Here is a 15,389-nt window from a genome sequence, read left to right as displayed (position 1 = left end):
AACGACGGGCCAAGAAAGGAAACCGCAATGTTCATCAAGGGACGCAAGACCGGGCGCTTCGGCGTCGGTCTGGTCGCGATCGCCGCGTCTGCCGCGCTCGCACTGTCCGGCTGCTCGGGCACGAGCAGCGAGGGTTCGGCCGATCCCAGCGCGACCGCCAGCGGTGGCGGCGGCGGGGAGAGCGTCAGCGTGACGTTCCTGCCGAAGAACCTCGGCAACCCCTACTTCGACACCTCCAACGCCGGTGGCGCCGAGGCCGTCGAGGAGTTCGGCGGCACGTTCGAGGAGGTCGGCCCCACGGAGGCGTCGCCCACCGCGCAGGTGCCGTTCATCCAGACCGCCGCCCAGCAGGGCGTGGGCGCGCTCGTCGTGTCCGCCAACGATCCGGAGGCCATCTGCGACGCGCTGAACGAGGCCCGTGACGCCGGCGTCAAGGTGGTCACCTTCGACTCCGACACCAACGCCGAGTGCCGCGACCTGTTCATCAACCAGGCCACCGCCGAGGGCATCGCCAAGATCCAGGTCGACCTCATCACCGAGCAGATCGGCGACGCGGGCCAGATCGCCGTGCTGTCGGCCTCGGCCAACGCCACGAACCAGAACGCCTGGATCGACATGATGAAGGCCGACCTCGAGGCGAACCACCCGAACGTCGAGCTCGTCGAGGTCGCCTACGGTGACGACGACGACCAGACCTCGTTCGACAAGACCGCCGCGCTGCTCCAGACCTACCCGGAGCTCAAGGGCATCGTGTCCCCGACCACCGTCGGTATCGCCGCCGCGGCGCGCTACCTGTCGACGTCGGACTACAAGGGCAAGGTCATGCTGACCGGTCTCGGCACCCCGAACCAGATGCGTGAGTACGTCGAGGACGGCACCGTCGAGGCGTTCGCGCTGTGGAACCCGGCCGATCTCGGCTACCTGGCCGCCTTCGCCGCTCAGGCTCTCGTCAACGGCGACATCACCGGCGCCGAGGGCGACGAGTTCGAGGCCGGCAAGCTTGGCTCGTTCACCGTCGGTGAGGGTGCGTCCGTGCTGCTGGGCGACCCCTACGTGTTCAACGCCGACAACATCGCGGACTTCGACTTCTGAGTTCGCACACTGATCGACGAGGCGCCGTCCGGGGAAACCCGGGCGGCGCCTCGTCGTGTGCCCTGCCCCACTTCGCATACCGTGGGCCCTGCTTGCGGCGTGGCCGGGCCTCGTCGCATACCGGAGGCCTCGTCGCACACCGTATTCCGTCTGCAAAGAAGGCTGCGGTATGCGAAGTGACTTCGCACACCTTGCTGGGTGTGCGAGGTGGCCTGCGGTATGCGAGGTGACTTCGCAGACCTCGCTGGGTGTGCGAAGTGGGAGTCACCGGTCCCGGTCGCCGGCGCGCAGGGCCAGGGTGGCCGCGCGCACGTCCGCCAGCGGTGCCCGCGCCCCCACCGCGACACTCAAGGCCCCCGCGAGCACCGAGTCGACGACGGGGCGGCTAACGTCTCCCTGCCTGAACAGGAACGCCACGTCGAGCAGCTGGTAGCGCGGGCCGCCGTCGCCGAGCTGCTCCTGGAAGCGTGAGCCGCCGCGCTCGAACCCGCAGTCGACGACGGGGAACGTGCGCTGCGCGTCGGCGGCCCGGTCCCAGGTCCGGACGGAGGCGACGGTGTCCGCCACCGCCTGCCCGTGCGCGGCCCCGTTCACCCGTACCACGTCTGCCACCGTGCCCGGAATCCCTGCCAGCGCCTCGATGCCCGTCCATCCCTCGGCGACGGCGCGATCGACGAGCCCGTCCCACGCCTCGTCGGCGCCCACCGTCACCTGGACGCCCCCGCAGAAGGCGAGGTTGTCTGTCTCGCAGGCCGAGTCGTCGATGACGAACCCGGCGATGGGGAGTGAGGCGTGCGCGGTGCTGCTCATCACCCCATTGCACGCCGCCGGCACCCCGAACTCAAGGGTCGCGTCCCCGCCGTCCAAGGGGTGCCGCGGCACCCACCCGGCCCCGGCCGGTCACAATCCGGCGCGGGGCTGGGCAGGAAACTCAGCCCCGGGCCTTGAACAAACCCTCAACATACGCTTCACTAGTGCCCACGGAGGGGAGTATCCCCCAGGCGCCTCGTCGTCACTACGGTCCGCCATCGGGCCCGGCGAGCCGGTCATCAGACCGGGAGAGACCTCCGATCGGTTTCATCTCGATCGGAAGGGTCCTCATGGACGTCTCTATCTGGGTGTGGGTCGGCGTCATCGCCGTCATCCTCGCCATGCTCGCCGTCGACCTCGTCGCCCACCGCGACGCCCACGTCATCAAGGTCCGCGAGGCCGCCGCATGGAGCGCCGTCTGGGTGGCGCTGGGCGTCGGCTTCGGGGCGCTTCTCTGGTGGTGGCAGGGGCCCGAGATCGGCCAGCAGTACTTCGCCGGCTACCTCATCGAGAAGTCACTGGCCGTTGACAACGTGTTCGTCTGGGCCGTCATCTTCAGCTACTTCGCCGTTCCGCCGCAGTTCCAGCACCGGGTGCTGTTCCTCGGCGTCCTCGGCGCGCTGGTGCTGCGCGGCGCGTTCATCGCCGTCGGCGCAGTGCTGATCGAGAACTTCTCCTGGATCCTCTACGTGTTCGCCGCCTTCCTGCTCTACACCGGCTGGCGGATGATCCGCCAGCGCGACGAGCACCTGGACCCCGAGCAGTCCGCCGTGCTGCGGCTGTTCCGCCGATTCGTGCCGATGACCGATGCCTACTACGGCCAGCGCCTCCTCGTCCGCAAGGGCGGGGTGCTCCTCGCCACGCCGCTGCTGGCGGTGCTCGTGCTGATCGAGGCCACCGACGTGGTGTTCGCCGTCGACTCCATCCCGGCGATCTTCGCGGTCACCAGCGAGCCGTTCATCGTCTTCACCGCCAACGCGTTCGCGATCCTGGGCCTGCGCGCCATGTACTTCCTGCTGGCTGACCTCATGCACCGCTTCGTCTACCTCAAGATCGGCCTGGCGCTGGTGCTGATTTGGGTGGGCATCAAGATGGCGCTGAAGATCGACGTGTTCTACATCCCCACCGCCGTCTCGCTGGCCGTGATCGCCACCATCCTCACCGTCTCGGTGGTGGCCAGCCTGCGCGCCACCCGCGGGGTCGCGGCTGCCAAGCCCGCCGTCGAGGGCACGGGCCCGTTCCGGATGGCGACGGACGAGGAGTTGGCCGAGCTCGACGGCGTGGCGCGGGCGGGCCGGAAGGGCTGACCGAAGCGGCCCCGAGGTCTGGAGCAGGTGACCTTGTCACCCGACACCTTCCAGGCTTCGGGGCAGCTCCGCGCGCGTCAATCAACGAGGGGGAGGTGCTCCTCCTGGGTGGCCGGCCGGTGTCGGACGGACCCGGCCACCAGCACCGTGGACAGGACCGCCACCAGGATCACGACCATGGCGTTGCGGATCCCCACGCTCTCCCCGAGGAACCCCAGGGCAGGCGGCCCCACCAGGAAGGCGGCGTACCCCGCCGTCGCGACGAAGCTCGCGCGCCTCGCGGCGTGACGCGGGTCGTCGCCGGCCGCGGAGAGGGCTACCGGGAAGCCGAGCGAGGCGCCCATCCCCCAGAGCAGCACGCCGACGGCGCCCAGCGCCAGGGTGGGTGCCAGGACGACGATCCCGATCCCCGTCGCCGCGACCAGCGCGCTGGCCCGCATCACCGGTGCCCGTCCGAACCGGTCGATGACCGGGCCGCCGCCGAGGCGCCCGATCGCCATGGCCGTCCCGAAGGCGGCGTAGATCACCGAGCCGAGCACAGCGGTGGAGCCGAACCCGTCGACGACGATCAGCGGTAGCCAGTCGCTGGCCGACCCTTCGGCCAGGGCCATGCCGAGGATGATGATCGCGAGACCGATGAGGCGGCGGTCAAGCCAGGCCAGGGGCTTGTCAGCGAGCGGATGCCCACCGTCGGGGTCACCGCCCGCCGCGCCCTCGGGCCGACGTCGGACCTGGCCGGTCAGGGCGGGGACGTGACGGCTCATCCACACCGTCTGACCGGCGATGAGCGCCGTGACGATCAGGAGATGCGCCGACACCGGCAGCGCTCCTTGGTTGGCGAGGATCCCGGCCAGAGCCCCGACGACGGTGCCCAGGCTGAATGCGCCGTGCAGCCCGGGCACCACGCTCTTGCCGACGGCGATCTCCAGTGCCACCCCGGAGACGTTGTTGCCGATCTCGCCCGACCCCATGCCGTAGCCGAACAGCGCCAAGCCCGCAGACACCGCGAGGCCCTGCCCGAGGGCCACCCCGCCGGCCATGACGGCCAGGCCGAGGGCGATGGAGGCCATGCCGGTCACCACCACCAGCCGGGCGCCGAAGCGGGACACCAGCGGGCCGCCGACGGTGATGCCGATGATGGAGCCCACCGAGAGGCCGGCGATGACCAGGCCCATCTCGGCGATGCTCGCGCCCAGCGCGTCGCGGATGGCGGGGGTGCGGGTGACCCACGTGGCCACGCCGATGCCGGTGTTGAAGAAGGCCATCACCAGGGCGATGCGCCACAGGGTCAGGTTCGGGGCGGCGGTGTGCGGAGGCGTGAGGGTGGCGGTCATGCGGGTGTCCTGTCGGCGAGGGCGTGGAGCGCGACGCGGGTGAGGTCGCGGTCCTGGGGGTCGGTGGCGAGCGCGATGTGAAGGGCCGACCCCTCGATGTAGGCGTCGATCGTGCGGGCGACCGGGGCGGGGAAGTGCCGTTCCAGGGCGGCGCGGCTGGCACGCATCCACCGCTCCGTGATGGCCCGGAACTCGGAGCGGCGGGCCGCGAGCGTGTACAGCTCGTAGGTCAGCACGAGGTTACGGTGCGACTGCTGGAGCTCGACGTGCACCAGGTCGACGATCGACTCGAGAGCCGCCCCGGCGTTCGGCGCCGCCGCCATCCGGCGCTCGAACCCGGAGCTCCCCTCGTCGGCGAACCTGGTGAACGCCTCCACGAGGAGCTCGTCCATGCCTGAGAAGTGGTAGGTCATCGAGCCCAGCGGCACGTCGGCCAGCGCCGCGACCTTCCGGTGCGAGGTGCCCGCCACGCCCACCTCGGCGATGCAGTCCAGCGTGGCGTCGATGATCCGGTCGCGGCGGGCGGGGTCGAACCGGCGGGCCACTCAGATCTCCTTGACGACCCGGGCCGGGTTGCCCACCGCCACCACGTTCGCCGGGAGATCCTTCGTCACGACGGCGCCGGCGCCCACGACGGTGTTGTCGCCGATGGTGACACCCGGCAGCACGATGACGCCGCCGCCCAGCCAGACGTTGTCGCCGAGGGTGATGGGGGCGCTGCCCTCGACCTTGTCGCGGCGGGGCTGTGGGGCCAGGGGGTGGGTGGGCGTGAGGAGTTGCACGTTCGGCCCGATCTGGCAGTCGGCGCCGATGCGGATGGGGCCGACGTCGAGGGCGGTGAGGTTGTAGTTGATGAAGGTGCGGGGGCCGATGACGATGTTCTCGCCGTAGTCGACGAACAGCGGCGGCTTGACGAACGCGCCCTCGCCGAGTTCACCGAGGAGCTCCTCGAGCAGCGGACGGGCGGCTTCCTCGTCGGCGACGCAGGCGCGGTGGTAGGCGTCGGCCAGTCGGACGGCCCGCTGGGCTCGTCGGGCGCTCTCGGGATCGTCGGCGATGTAGTCGTCTCCGGCGAGCATGCGCTCGCGGTTGGTGCGGGAATCGCCTGCGAAGTAGTCGGTCATGCACGCGAGTGTACATACGTACACATCGTGTGTACAGCCGTACCTATCGCCTTCGCCGAAACGCCGGCCGCCTGGCGGGTGGTGGGCGGGACTTGAGCCGGAAATGGATCTCGTGGGGCGTGGAACGTTCAAAGTCGGCAGATCCTGCGTTGAGCCTCGATCCCGGCTCAACGCCCCCACATGAGAGCCGTGTCAGGCTCAACGCCTCGGGCGCCTTGACGCGAGGGGCCTTGTGCAGCCGCGTGAAAAGTGATATCACTTAGATATCGAAATCATCGCGGAAGGACGCGCACCATGACCACCCCCCACATCCCTGACCCCTCAACCGACCTCGAGGGCGACTCGCTCGGCGGCGCGCCGTCGGGCAGGCCAGTGGGGAGGGAGGGCGCCCGCGTCGACATCGAGGAGAAGAAGGCCTGGTACCTCGACGGCCTCCTGGCCTTCTTCGTCGCGCTGGTCATCGGCGCTGTCTCCACCTGGCAGGGGGTGCTCGCCGGCATCCAGCTGGAGAACAACGACGGCGGCGGCTGGCGGATGTTCCTCTCCATGGTCGCGTTCCTGATCTCCATGGTGATGTTCTCCTCGCTGACCATCATCAGCCCCGGAGACACCAAGGTCATCCAGTTCTTCGGCCGCTACATCGGCACCATCCGCAAGGCCGGCCTGCTCATGACCGTGCCCTTCACCACGAAGAAGAAGGTCTCGGTCAAGGTCCGCAACTTCGAGACCAACGAGCTCAAGGTCAACGACGCCGACGGCAACCCCGTCAACATCGCCGCCATCGTCGTGTGGCAGGTGGCCGACACGGCCAAGTCCGTGTTCGCCGTCGAGAAGTACGACGAGTTCGTGGCCGTGCAGTCGGAGTCCGCGCTGCGCCACGTGGCCACCACCCACCCCTACGACAACGGCGAGGCCGGCGAGGAGACGCTGCGCGGCTCGACGGAGCTGGTCGCGCAGGAACTGGCCGACGAGGTGGCCGCCCGGATCGCGATCGCCGGCCTAGAAGTGGTGGAGACCCGCATCTCGTCGCTGGCCTACGCGCCGGAGATCGCCCAGGCCATGCTGCAGCGTCAGCAGGCCTCCGCGATCATCGCGGCCCGCGAGAAGATCGTCGAGGGCGCGGTGACCATGGTGCAGCGGGCGCTGGAGCGGCTGGAGAACGACGACGTGGTGACCCTGGACGACGAGCGCAAGGCGTCCATGGTGTCCAACCTGCTCGTGGTGCTCACCAGCGAATCGCGGGTCACGCCCGTGGTCAACGCCGGCTCGTTGTACACCTGAGTAGCGGCGAGACGGCAGGGGCGGGTCATGATGGCCGAACGCAAGGCGGTGTTGCTCAGGCTCGACCCCGCCGTCCACGACGCCCTGGCGCGCTGGGCGGCCGACGACCTCCGCTCGGTCAACGCGCAGATCGAGCTCCTGCTCCGCGACGCGCTGAAGAAGGCGGGCCGGTCTCCGAAGGACGCCGGCCCGCTGCCTCAGCGGGGACGCCCCCCGAAGGAGTGAGCACCGGAGCCCCCCGTCACCGGGAGGGCTTCACCCCATGCGCGGCGAGCAGGTCCAGCACGGCGTCGGGGGTGGTGAGGAGGGGCTGGGTGATCACCGCCTTGTCGCAGGCGATCACCAGGTCCGTGAAGCGCGGCGGCGAGGTCTGCTCGGGCCTGCGGACCTCGAAGGCCGTGATCCTCCGGAACGGGATCCGGGTCACGTTGTAGGCGTAGTTGGAGCGGCGGAACAGCGGCTCCACGCTCCTGTTGCGGTCGATGATCACCAGGTCCGTGGACGACGCGAGGATCATCGCCCCGGCCGAGCGGCGCCGTCGGCCGCGCTCGTTGAGGCACGCCTGGCCGGGCTCGTCGACGTGGACGGGCTGGACTCGCTCGGCGGCGCCGGTGTTGAGGGCCAGAACGAGGGAGCCGAAGAAGTGGTCCCGGGGCTGGGTGGTCGACGGGGGCTTGACGGTGGCCGCGGGGGAGAGGTCGCCCGGCCCGCGGGACAGGACGTAGCGGTCCACCTCCGCGATCGTCGGGTGCGAGACGGCGTTGTACTCCACCGTCATCGCGGTCCCGTCGGCCAGCAGCAGGGTCCACCTGGCCACCAGGAGGTTGGTGTGCAGGATTGTCGCGACGACGTCGCGCCGCGCCGCCTCGCTGCTGGTGACATCAGCCGGTCCCGCCCGCAGGACGCGCACCTTGTCCGGGAAGACGGCGATCACCGACTCGTACAGGTCCATTCCCGGGCGGATCTTCGCCCGGTCGATGGGGCGGGGCACCTTGAGCAGATGGGCCGCGCCCTGCAGCTCGGGCCACCATCGGCTGAACCGGCGGGGGAGCTCAGCCTGGGCCTTGACCTCGCCGATCCACGGCCCGAAGGCGTCGTATTCGCGCAGGTCGTCCGGGTCCACCGCCGCCCGCCACGGAGGAATCTTCGCGGCCATGATGCATCTCCCAGGTGCGCGACGGTGAGGTCGTCGTCGGCCCGTCCCAGAGGCGCAGTACCCCCCAGATTCTACCTTCGCGGCCCCGCTGATCCAACCACTTCATGCATCACACCTTGTCAAGCGCAACCGGAACCGCGACAGGAACCCGAGTGCGGGACAGCCCGGCCGTCCCAGCGGCGGCTGGTGACGACCGGGCTGTCGGTCCCCGAACGGGTCAGGCGTCCTGGCTGTAGATCAGCACCGAGTACGGCGCGATCGACACGTTGGCGTGCGCGCCCATCCCGTCCTCGCCCGAGTCGTCGTGGGCGGTCACGTCGAAGCTGTCGAAGTCTCCGAACAGGGAGCTGTACAGCTTCGCGTCGCTGTTGAACCTCAGTTTCCACAGCCCGCCGTGCGGCATCCCGATCCGGTAGTCGGTGTAGGTCTCCGTGCTGAGGTTGACCACCACCACGACGTCGTCCCCCGCCCCGTGGTCCAGCCAGCGCTGGAAGGCGATCACGTTGTCCGCCTCGTTGACGTGGAAGATGTTCAGCCCGCGACCCGTCAGCCCGCGCGTCACCCCGCCCCGGTTGAGGCGGAGGTCGATGAGGGTCTTGTAGAGCTTCGTGATGCCCTCGAAGCGCTCGATCCGCTCCCAGTCCAGGGGGTCGTCGTCGGAGAACCAGCCGCCCTCGAGCGCCTCCTGGCCCTGGAAGATCATCGGGATGCCGGGGCTGGTCAGCACCAGCGCACCGCCGACGGTGGAGCGCTTCTGCGCGAACCAGCCGTCCGCGTTGCCCGGGTCGATCTCGTGCGGCACGCGCGCCGACCCGTTGGCCACCTCGTCGTGCGACTCGGTGTAGACCACCCGGCGGAAGGGGTCGCCGTCGTAGTTGTGCGCGATTGCGTCGGCGATGGAGGCCAGCGAGCGCTCCTCGTCGGTCATCGCGGTGATCGCGTGGCGCACGGGGTGCACGAACTCCGCGTCCCACTGCGCGTGGAAGCCGGCGCCGTCGCCCTCCAGGCCGACGATGCGGTCGTGGCCGTGGAGGTCCTCGGCGATCGAGATCCGGCCCGGGTACTCGTCGCGCATCGACTGCGTGATCCAGCGCATCAGGCCGAAGCCCTCCTCGAGCTCGAACCCGCCGCCGGAGACCGAGCGCATGTACGGCGTCATGTCCAGGCGCAGCCCGTCCACGTGGTACTCGCGCAGCCACATCATGGCGTTGTCGTGGATGAAGCGGCGCACCTCCTCGCGGCCGTAGTCGGGGCGCGTGTCGCCCCACGGGGTGGAGGAGCGGTCGTCGTTGTAGAAGTAGATGCCGCCCTTGTCCTCGCCCCAGCCGTCGAACTGCCAGAGGTCCAGATCCGAGGGGCCGAAGTGGTTGTAGACCACGTCGAGGATCACCGCGAAGCCGCGCTGGTGGGCCGTCTTGATGAGGTTCTTGAACGCGTCCGGGCCGCCGTAGGCGCTCTCGACGGCGAAGATGTGGGCCGGGTTGTAGCCCCAGGACTGGTCCCCGGCGAACTCGGCCACGGGCATGATCTGCAGCGTGTTGACCCCCAGCTCCTGGAGGTAGTCCAGCTGCTCGATCACGTCGTGGAAGCCGCCCACCCCGTCGTCCGAGGGGGCGAAGGAGCCCACGTGCATCTCGTAGATGACCATCTCGTGGTGCGGCGGGCAGTTGGCGGTCTCGCCCTCCCAGTCGTAGGCGGAGTGGTCGTAGATGACGCCGTTGCCCACCGAGTTGGTCACCTGCATGGCGTACGGGTCGATCCGGTCCAGCTCCAGCTCGCCGTTGGTGAGGTGGAACTTGTACTCCTGGCCCGGTGCCGCGCCGGCCACGAAGCCGTACCAGTAGCCGTTGCCCTCGTTCTCGAGAGGGTTGGCGTCGGTCCGCCAGTCGTTGAAGTCACCCGTCACCGATGCGCTGTCCGCGTGTGGCGCCCAGACGCGGAAGGCAACGCCCCCGTCGGTGATGATCGCGCCCATGCCGGCCAGGGTCTCGTGCTCAGCCATGTGTCCCCCTCATTCGATTGTGTATCCGTAGCCCTTCGAGTGTGCCCCACGGGCCAAGTGGCGGAGCGGGCCCGGATCAGGCCATGCCGTACACCGCGAACAGGACCCGCGCCCCGAGCGCCGCGACGGCGAGGGCGGCCAGCCGCGCGCGCCACGAACCCAGCCGCGTGATCGACAGCCACGCCAGCACCGCGACACCCACCGCCGCCTGCGCCCACCAGTACGACGACGGCGTGGTCTCCGCGATCCGCCGCAGACCGTGAGCCGCCTCCCCGAGAGCTACTGCGGGGAACGCACCCGCCGCCACACCGCGGAGCACCGGGTCCCCGTGGCCCTGCAGCAACCACACCGCGACGCCCATGGCCAGACCCGCGACGACGCCGGCCACCACCCAGAACGCCACCATCCGCATGCCGACGGGGAAGCCGCGCAGCGACGTGGTGGCGTAGTAGCCCACCATGGCCAGCGGGCCCGCCGACGCGCCCAGGAGCGCGTGCGCCCACCACGCGCCCCGGCAGGCCATCGCCACCAGCGCGGCGAGAGCGACGACGGGAGTGGCCGAGTTGAAGAGGGGGGCGAGGGCCGCGGAGGAGTAGGTCTGCCCGAAGGACATGGCCGCGCCCGCGATGAGCGAGCCGGCCAACGCCGAGGGCAGACACCTGTGCATGGCCGTCATGCTAGGCGGGCAGGGTGACAGTCCGACCCCTCCGACGGCCGATCCCAGGGCAAACCCAGGGCATCACCTGGCCAAGTCCAGTGGGAACCCCCAGGTCCCTGGGGCAGGCCCCGTACGGCCGCGGGGGGTGGTCAGTGCTCGGCGAAACCGCGGCCCATGGGATCCGGACCCGGCACGCCGTCGTCGGTCGAGGCCGCTACCCCCTCGTTCACGTCGCCGGCCGCATACGAGGCGTTGAGCCGGCGGTAGGTCCGAGTGAGGAACGCCGCTCCGGTGACGAGGAGCCCCGCGATGCTGAACAGGACGAAGACAAGGGCGATGCCGCGGGCGTCCCCCTCGCCCAGCAGCCACTTCAGGTCACGGCGACCTTCGGGCGACCCGGCATACGGGATGAGCCAGAACTCGGCCAGTGGACCGATGATGAATGCGCTCAACGGCGCCGCGGAGGACTCCACAGCGGCGGCGAAGCCGAACACCCGGCCCTGCTTCTCGAAGGGGACCACGCGCTGCAGAAGTGTCTGCTCGGCCGCCTCGATGAAGGGGATGATCGCCATGTACAGGAAGATGCCGACCCCGAGCGCCACCACCGACTCGCGGAGCGTCATGCCGCCACTGACGATCCAGAGCGCCACGCAGGCGAGCAGGAGCGTGCGGAGGGGCTTGGCGCCCAGCCCGACCTTGGCGATGAGGGATCCCCCGACGATCAGCCCGATGCTTCCGAGCCCGAAGAGCACGCCCCAGGCCTCCACCGACATCAGCTCGAGTCCGTAAGGGTCCATCAGCCCCATGAACACGCCCCCGAGCAGGTTGTTGATGGTGGTGAACAGGATCAGGCCTATGAGCCCCGGCACGGCGACGATGGCCAGCCAGGCCGCCTTGAAGTCGACCGCCTTCGGGGTGCCCTCGGTGTGGACGATGGTCGGCTCGGGGATGCGTATCAACAGCAGATGGAGCAGCGAGGCGAGAATCGCGGCGAGGGAGATGATGATCAGCCAGCCCATGCCGAGCTGGCCGTAGGCGAGTCCCGAGAGGACGCCGGTGACCAGCATGGTCAGCCCGTTGACCGCCCCGACCAGCCCGTTGGCCTGTGCGCGCCGATCCGGCTCGACCAGCATCGTGACGCACGTGGCCAGCGCCAATCCGCGCAACATCACCAGGAGTGCCCCCATGAGGCTGACCCCGATGAACACCCAGAACCAGGGCCGCCGCAGGTCGGTGAGGAGCTCCTCGGGCGTGAGGATGAACACGGCCCCGGCGACGACGAACAGGACTGCGGTACCGACGGCGGACCACACCATCACGAGGTGCTTGCGGTAGCGGTCGATCAGGCTGCCGAACGGGACGCCGAGCACGGCCATCCCCAACATGTAGGCGCCGCCCATGATGGAGGTGGCCAGCACGGAGCGCGTCTCGAGGTAGGCCCAGAACGTGATGCCGAACCAGAGGAACATCGTGGCAAGCATCGCCACGGCCGTGTTGCCGAGGACGTGGTTGAAGGCACGGGACCGGTGTGCCTGATCGGAGAGCACAGGGCACCCTAACACCGCCCGCCTGCGGTTTCCCTACCTCCAGATCGCCTCCCGGTGCGCCTGCGGGCCCGGGCGCGCGTCTGGAGGAACGCCTGCCGCACTGGGGAGGGCGAAGGGCCGGTCCGGTGGACATGGGGACGCGGCAGAGCGCCGGCAACGCCTGCACCGGGTCATCGGAGCGGTCACGGCCGGGACCCGCCGTCGGACCGGCATAGTCTGAGGGCCATGGGCAAGCAGTTTCCCGGGATCACCCCCAAGATCGGCGCCTTCATCGAGGCCCAGCACCTGTTCTTCGTCGCGACGGCCGCGCGTGACGGGCGGGTCAACGTGTCACCGAAGGGACTGGACTCGCTGCGGGTCGTCGGCCCGAACCGGGTGGTGTGGGTCAACGCGGTGGGCAGCGGCAACGAGACCGCCGCGCACCTGCTGGACACCCCGCGGATGACGCTGATGTTCTGCTCGTTCGACGCCAAGCCCCAGATCCTGCGCCTCTACGGGACGGCGCGTGCTGTGCACCGCGGCGAGGACGGCTGGGATGAGCTGCTCGAGCTATTCCCCGAGTTCGTGGGGGCTCGCAATGTATTCGACGTCGCCGTCGAGATGGCGCAGACGTCGTGCGGGTTCGGGGTGCCGCTGATGGACTTCCGCGCCGACCGCGACACCATGGGCGACTGGCTGGTGAAGAAGGGCGACGACGGCCTGCGCGAGTACGAGCGTCGCAACAACCTGGTCAGCCTCGACGGCCTCCCGACGGGCCTCCCCGTCGCCTGAGTCACCCGCGAGGCCCTTCGTCTGCCCGAGCGGCCGATTCGTCGGCTGACTGCGGCCGGAGAGGGCGCGCTTGTCGGGTCACCGGAGGTTTCGACCCGGCACGCCCCGCGCAGCGGCAGCCCTCAACACACTCCGGAATCCCCGGTGAACCCACGGTCAGGACCATTAGGCTGGCCCGACGGCTCAGGCGGGGCCGGGGCAGGGAACTCGATGAACGGCACTCTCGCATGAAACGGCCTCGCATCGCCGTGCTCGGCGCGGGCATCATGGGCTCCTGCGTGGCGCTCAACCTCGCGCGTTTCGGAGCGGATGTGACGCTCATCGATCGCAACCGGCGCCCGATGGAGGAGGCGAGCCGGTACAACGAAGGCAAGATCCACCTCGGCTACCTGTACGGGGCCGATGCGTCGCTGCGGACGGCGGAGCACATCCTCCCCGGCGGGTTGGCCTTCACCCCTCTGCTGTCACAGCTCCTGGCATGTGACGTGGCCGACCACGCCACGACCACCGATGACATCTACCTGGTCGACAGGGACTCGGTCGTCGACCCGGAGGCGTTGGCCGCCCGCTTCGACGCGGTGTCGCGCCTGGTCAGGGAGCACCCGGACGCCTCGAGCTACCTGGCCGACGTGTCCGGCGCGACCACGCCCCGCCTGACGCGGGCCGAACTAGATTCGATCGCCTCGGAGCGGATCGCCGCCGGGTTCAGGGTGCCGGAGCGCTCGGTGGAGACCGGGTGGGTCGCGGACACTCTGGCGGCGGCTGTCGCCGCGGAGGACCGCATCCAGGTCCTCGGCGAGACGGTCGTCCAGGCCGTGACACCCGGGTCAGACGGTGGGGCCACGGTCCGCTGCGAGGGTGGGCCCACCGAGCGGTTCGACACAGTGGTCAACGCCCTGTGGGGCGGGCGTCTGAAGATCGACCTGACCGCAGGCCTGCAGGTGCCGCGGTCATGGACGCATCGGGTCCGATGGTGCCTCTTCGTCCGGACGCGGTTCCCGGTCGACGTGCCCAGCGCGATTGTCGCCGTCGGGCCCTTCGGTGACGTGAAGAACTACAACGGGCGCGACTTCTACCTCTCCTGGTACCCGGTCGGCCTCGTCGCTCAGGGCACCGGGATCGAGCTGGAGGCGCCTGCGTTGCCCACCGGGAGCGCCCGGAGCAGGTTCATCACCGAGGTGCGCGAGGGCCTGGGCGCCGCGCTGCCCCGGATCGGAGAGGTCTTCGAGGCGGCGGAGTCGATCACCGTGGCAGGCGGACATGTCTTCGCCGAAGGACGTGGCGCCATCGGTGACGCGCGCTCGGACCTGCATCGCCGGGACCGGTTCGGAGTGACCAGGACGGGGTCGTACCTGTCGGTGGACACCGGCAAGTACTCGACGGCGCCATGGATGGCCCGCGGCGTGGCCCTCGACATCATGGCCGTCTCATGATCCAGCCCGCCCCGGGCGTCGGAGAGGGCCGTCCGCTGGTGACGGCTCTGCTTCCGACATACAACGGCGCCGCCTTCATCCAGCGGACGCTGGACAGCCTGTCAGCACAGACCTGGCCGAACCTGGAGATACTCATCGGCGACGACAACTCGACCGACGAGACGCTACGGATCGTGGAGGACTTCTCCGCGTCCCGCGTCGACACCCGCGTCGTGGCGCGGACGGCGAACCTGGGCTGGCTCGCCAACAGCAACGACCTGATGGCCCGCGCATCGGGCGAGTTCATGTTCTTCGCCTTCCACGACGACGCCATCGCCCCGACGTACGTCGAGCGGCTTGTCACCGCCCTGATCGACGACCCGGACGCCGTCCTGGCCTTCAGCGACATGACGGTGACACAGGTCGACGGCTCGCAGCGCGAGCACGTGTTCGACGCGCTGGACGACGCGGGCTCCGCCACTGCCCGTGGCACCACCATGGCGATGCGGCCCCCGAACTGGTGGGTGCCGAACCGGGGTGTGTTCCGTAGCTCTGCCTTCCGTCGCATCGGCGGGATCCACCGCAACGCGTGCGGCGAGTACTCGGCCGACTGGACCTGGCTGCTGCACATGGCACTGCTGGGCAGATTCGTGCGGGTTCCCGAGACCCTGTGCAGCAAGTACTACACCCGGGGCAGCCTGAGCAAGACGTGGGCCCACGATGACGTCCACCGGGACGCCCTTCTCCGCGCCGGCATCGCGGAGGTCAGGGGAAGCTCCGTCGGCGCCATCCCGAAACTGGCCGTGCTGACCCGGTTGCTGGGGAGCTTGCACGGCACGCCGTGGATGCGCGCCGTCGCGAGGCGCGTGTTCCGCATGCCGTGACACCCGGCGAG

Annotated in this window: 15 protein-coding genes; 7 read left to right on the top strand and 8 right to left on the bottom strand. The window is 69.7% G+C overall.

Translation table 11 applies throughout. The annotated features are described in order from the left end of the window. Positions 1-27 precede the first annotated feature (27 nt). Positions 28-1,092 (top strand): rhamnose ABC transporter substrate-binding protein, encoded by a 1,065-nt coding sequence (rhaS, locus tag ACZK5D_RS09590; protein WP_463665126.1) that lies wholly within the window; start codon positions 28-30, stop codon positions 1,090-1,092. A gap of 264 nt (positions 1,093-1,356) precedes the next feature. Here rhaS and ACZK5D_RS09585 read toward each other — a convergent pair whose 3' ends face one another. Beyond that, complete coding sequence (locus ACZK5D_RS09585) at positions 1,357-1,902, bottom strand: hypothetical protein (protein WP_463665125.1); 546 nt, start codon at positions 1,900-1,902, stop codon at positions 1,357-1,359. A 290-nt stretch (positions 1,903-2,192) separates the two neighbouring features. On the opposite strand from ACZK5D_RS09585, the gene ACZK5D_RS09580 reads away from it, so the two are divergent. Continuing rightward, the gene (locus tag ACZK5D_RS09580) at positions 2,193-3,209 is read left to right on the top strand and encodes a TerC family protein (protein WP_463665124.1); all 1,017 of its coding nucleotides are present in this window, start codon (positions 2,193-2,195) and stop codon (positions 3,207-3,209) included. Positions 3,210-3,286: 77 nt separating this feature from the next. Here the strand turns inward: ACZK5D_RS09580 and ACZK5D_RS09575 are convergent, their stop codons facing one another. Genes ACZK5D_RS09575 through ACZK5D_RS09565 form a run of 3 tightly spaced genes read right to left on the bottom strand, consistent with a single transcriptional unit; the run spans position 3,287 to position 5,667 of the window. Next, positions 3,287-4,543, bottom strand: a complete 1,257-nt coding sequence (locus ACZK5D_RS09575) for an MFS transporter (RefSeq protein ID WP_463665123.1) — start codon at positions 4,541-4,543, stop codon at positions 3,287-3,289. After that, the gene (locus ACZK5D_RS09570) at positions 4,540-5,088 is read right to left on the bottom strand and encodes a TetR/AcrR family transcriptional regulator (RefSeq protein WP_463665122.1); all 549 of its coding nucleotides are present in this window, start codon (positions 5,086-5,088) and stop codon (positions 4,540-4,542) included. Before ACZK5D_RS09570 ends, ACZK5D_RS09575 begins: the two co-directional genes overlap by 4 nt. After that, the gene (locus ACZK5D_RS09565) at positions 5,089-5,667 is read right to left on the bottom strand and encodes a sugar O-acetyltransferase (protein ID WP_463665121.1); all 579 of its coding nucleotides are present in this window, start codon (positions 5,665-5,667) and stop codon (positions 5,089-5,091) included. Between the two features lie 294 nt (positions 5,668-5,961). Here ACZK5D_RS09565 and ACZK5D_RS09560 point away from each other — a divergent pair, with 294 nt between their 5' ends. Both ACZK5D_RS09560 and ACZK5D_RS09555 read left to right on the top strand, forming a co-directional pair. Further along, entirely contained in the window at positions 5,962-6,948 is a 987-nt protein-coding gene (locus ACZK5D_RS09560) for an SPFH domain-containing protein (protein WP_463665120.1), read from the top strand. 27 nt (positions 6,949-6,975) lie between these two features. After that, positions 6,976-7,173, top strand: a complete 198-nt coding sequence (locus tag ACZK5D_RS09555) for a type II toxin-antitoxin system antitoxin (RefSeq protein WP_458995445.1) — start codon at positions 6,976-6,978, stop codon at positions 7,171-7,173. A gap of 16 nt (positions 7,174-7,189) precedes the next feature. On the opposite strand, the gene ACZK5D_RS09550 is transcribed toward ACZK5D_RS09555, so the two are convergent. The 4 genes from ACZK5D_RS09550 to ACZK5D_RS09535 all read right to left on the bottom strand — a co-directional run bounded on the left by ACZK5D_RS09550 (position 7,190) and on the right by ACZK5D_RS09535 (position 12,311). Beyond that, positions 7,190-8,104, bottom strand: coding sequence for a hypothetical protein (locus ACZK5D_RS09550; protein WP_458995444.1), 915 nt, complete (start codon positions 8,102-8,104; stop codon positions 7,190-7,192). Positions 8,105-8,321: 217 nt separating this feature from the next. Continuing rightward, complete coding sequence (locus tag ACZK5D_RS09545; RefSeq protein WP_463665119.1) at positions 8,322-10,106, bottom strand: alpha-amylase family glycosyl hydrolase; 1,785 nt, start codon at positions 10,104-10,106, stop codon at positions 8,322-8,324. 76 nt (positions 10,107-10,182) lie between these two features. Further along, positions 10,183-10,773, bottom strand: coding sequence for a DUF6518 family protein (locus tag ACZK5D_RS09540; RefSeq protein WP_463665118.1), 591 nt, complete (start codon positions 10,771-10,773; stop codon positions 10,183-10,185). A 140-nt stretch (positions 10,774-10,913) separates the two neighbouring features. Then, the gene (locus ACZK5D_RS09535; protein WP_463665117.1) at positions 10,914-12,311 is read right to left on the bottom strand and encodes an MFS transporter; all 1,398 of its coding nucleotides are present in this window, start codon (positions 12,309-12,311) and stop codon (positions 10,914-10,916) included. 225 nt (positions 12,312-12,536) lie between these two features. Between ACZK5D_RS09535 and ACZK5D_RS09530 the strand changes: the two genes are divergently transcribed. The 3 genes from ACZK5D_RS09530 to ACZK5D_RS09520 are packed head-to-tail and all read left to right on the top strand — an operon-like array spanning position 12,537 to position 15,378. Further along, positions 12,537-13,082, top strand: coding sequence for a pyridoxamine 5'-phosphate oxidase family protein (locus tag ACZK5D_RS09530; protein ID WP_458995440.1), 546 nt, complete (start codon positions 12,537-12,539; stop codon positions 13,080-13,082). Continuing rightward, positions 12,983-14,515 carry an FAD-dependent oxidoreductase gene (locus tag ACZK5D_RS09525; RefSeq protein WP_463665169.1) on the top strand — a complete coding sequence of 511 codons (1,533 nt, stop codon included), beginning with the start codon at positions 12,983-12,985 and terminating at the stop codon, positions 14,513-14,515. Before ACZK5D_RS09530 ends, ACZK5D_RS09525 begins: the two co-directional genes overlap by 100 nt. Continuing rightward, entirely contained in the window at positions 14,512-15,378 is an 867-nt protein-coding gene (locus ACZK5D_RS09520) for a glycosyltransferase family 2 protein (RefSeq protein WP_463665116.1), read from the top strand. The genes ACZK5D_RS09525 and ACZK5D_RS09520 overlap by 4 nt, the downstream gene beginning before the upstream one ends. Positions 15,379-15,389 lie beyond the last annotated feature (11 nt).

The organism is Tessaracoccus yangjingae (assembly GCF_055326235.1).
The sequence above is the reverse complement of the archived record's forward strand: the minus strand, read 5'-3'. Positions and strand labels throughout refer to the sequence as shown.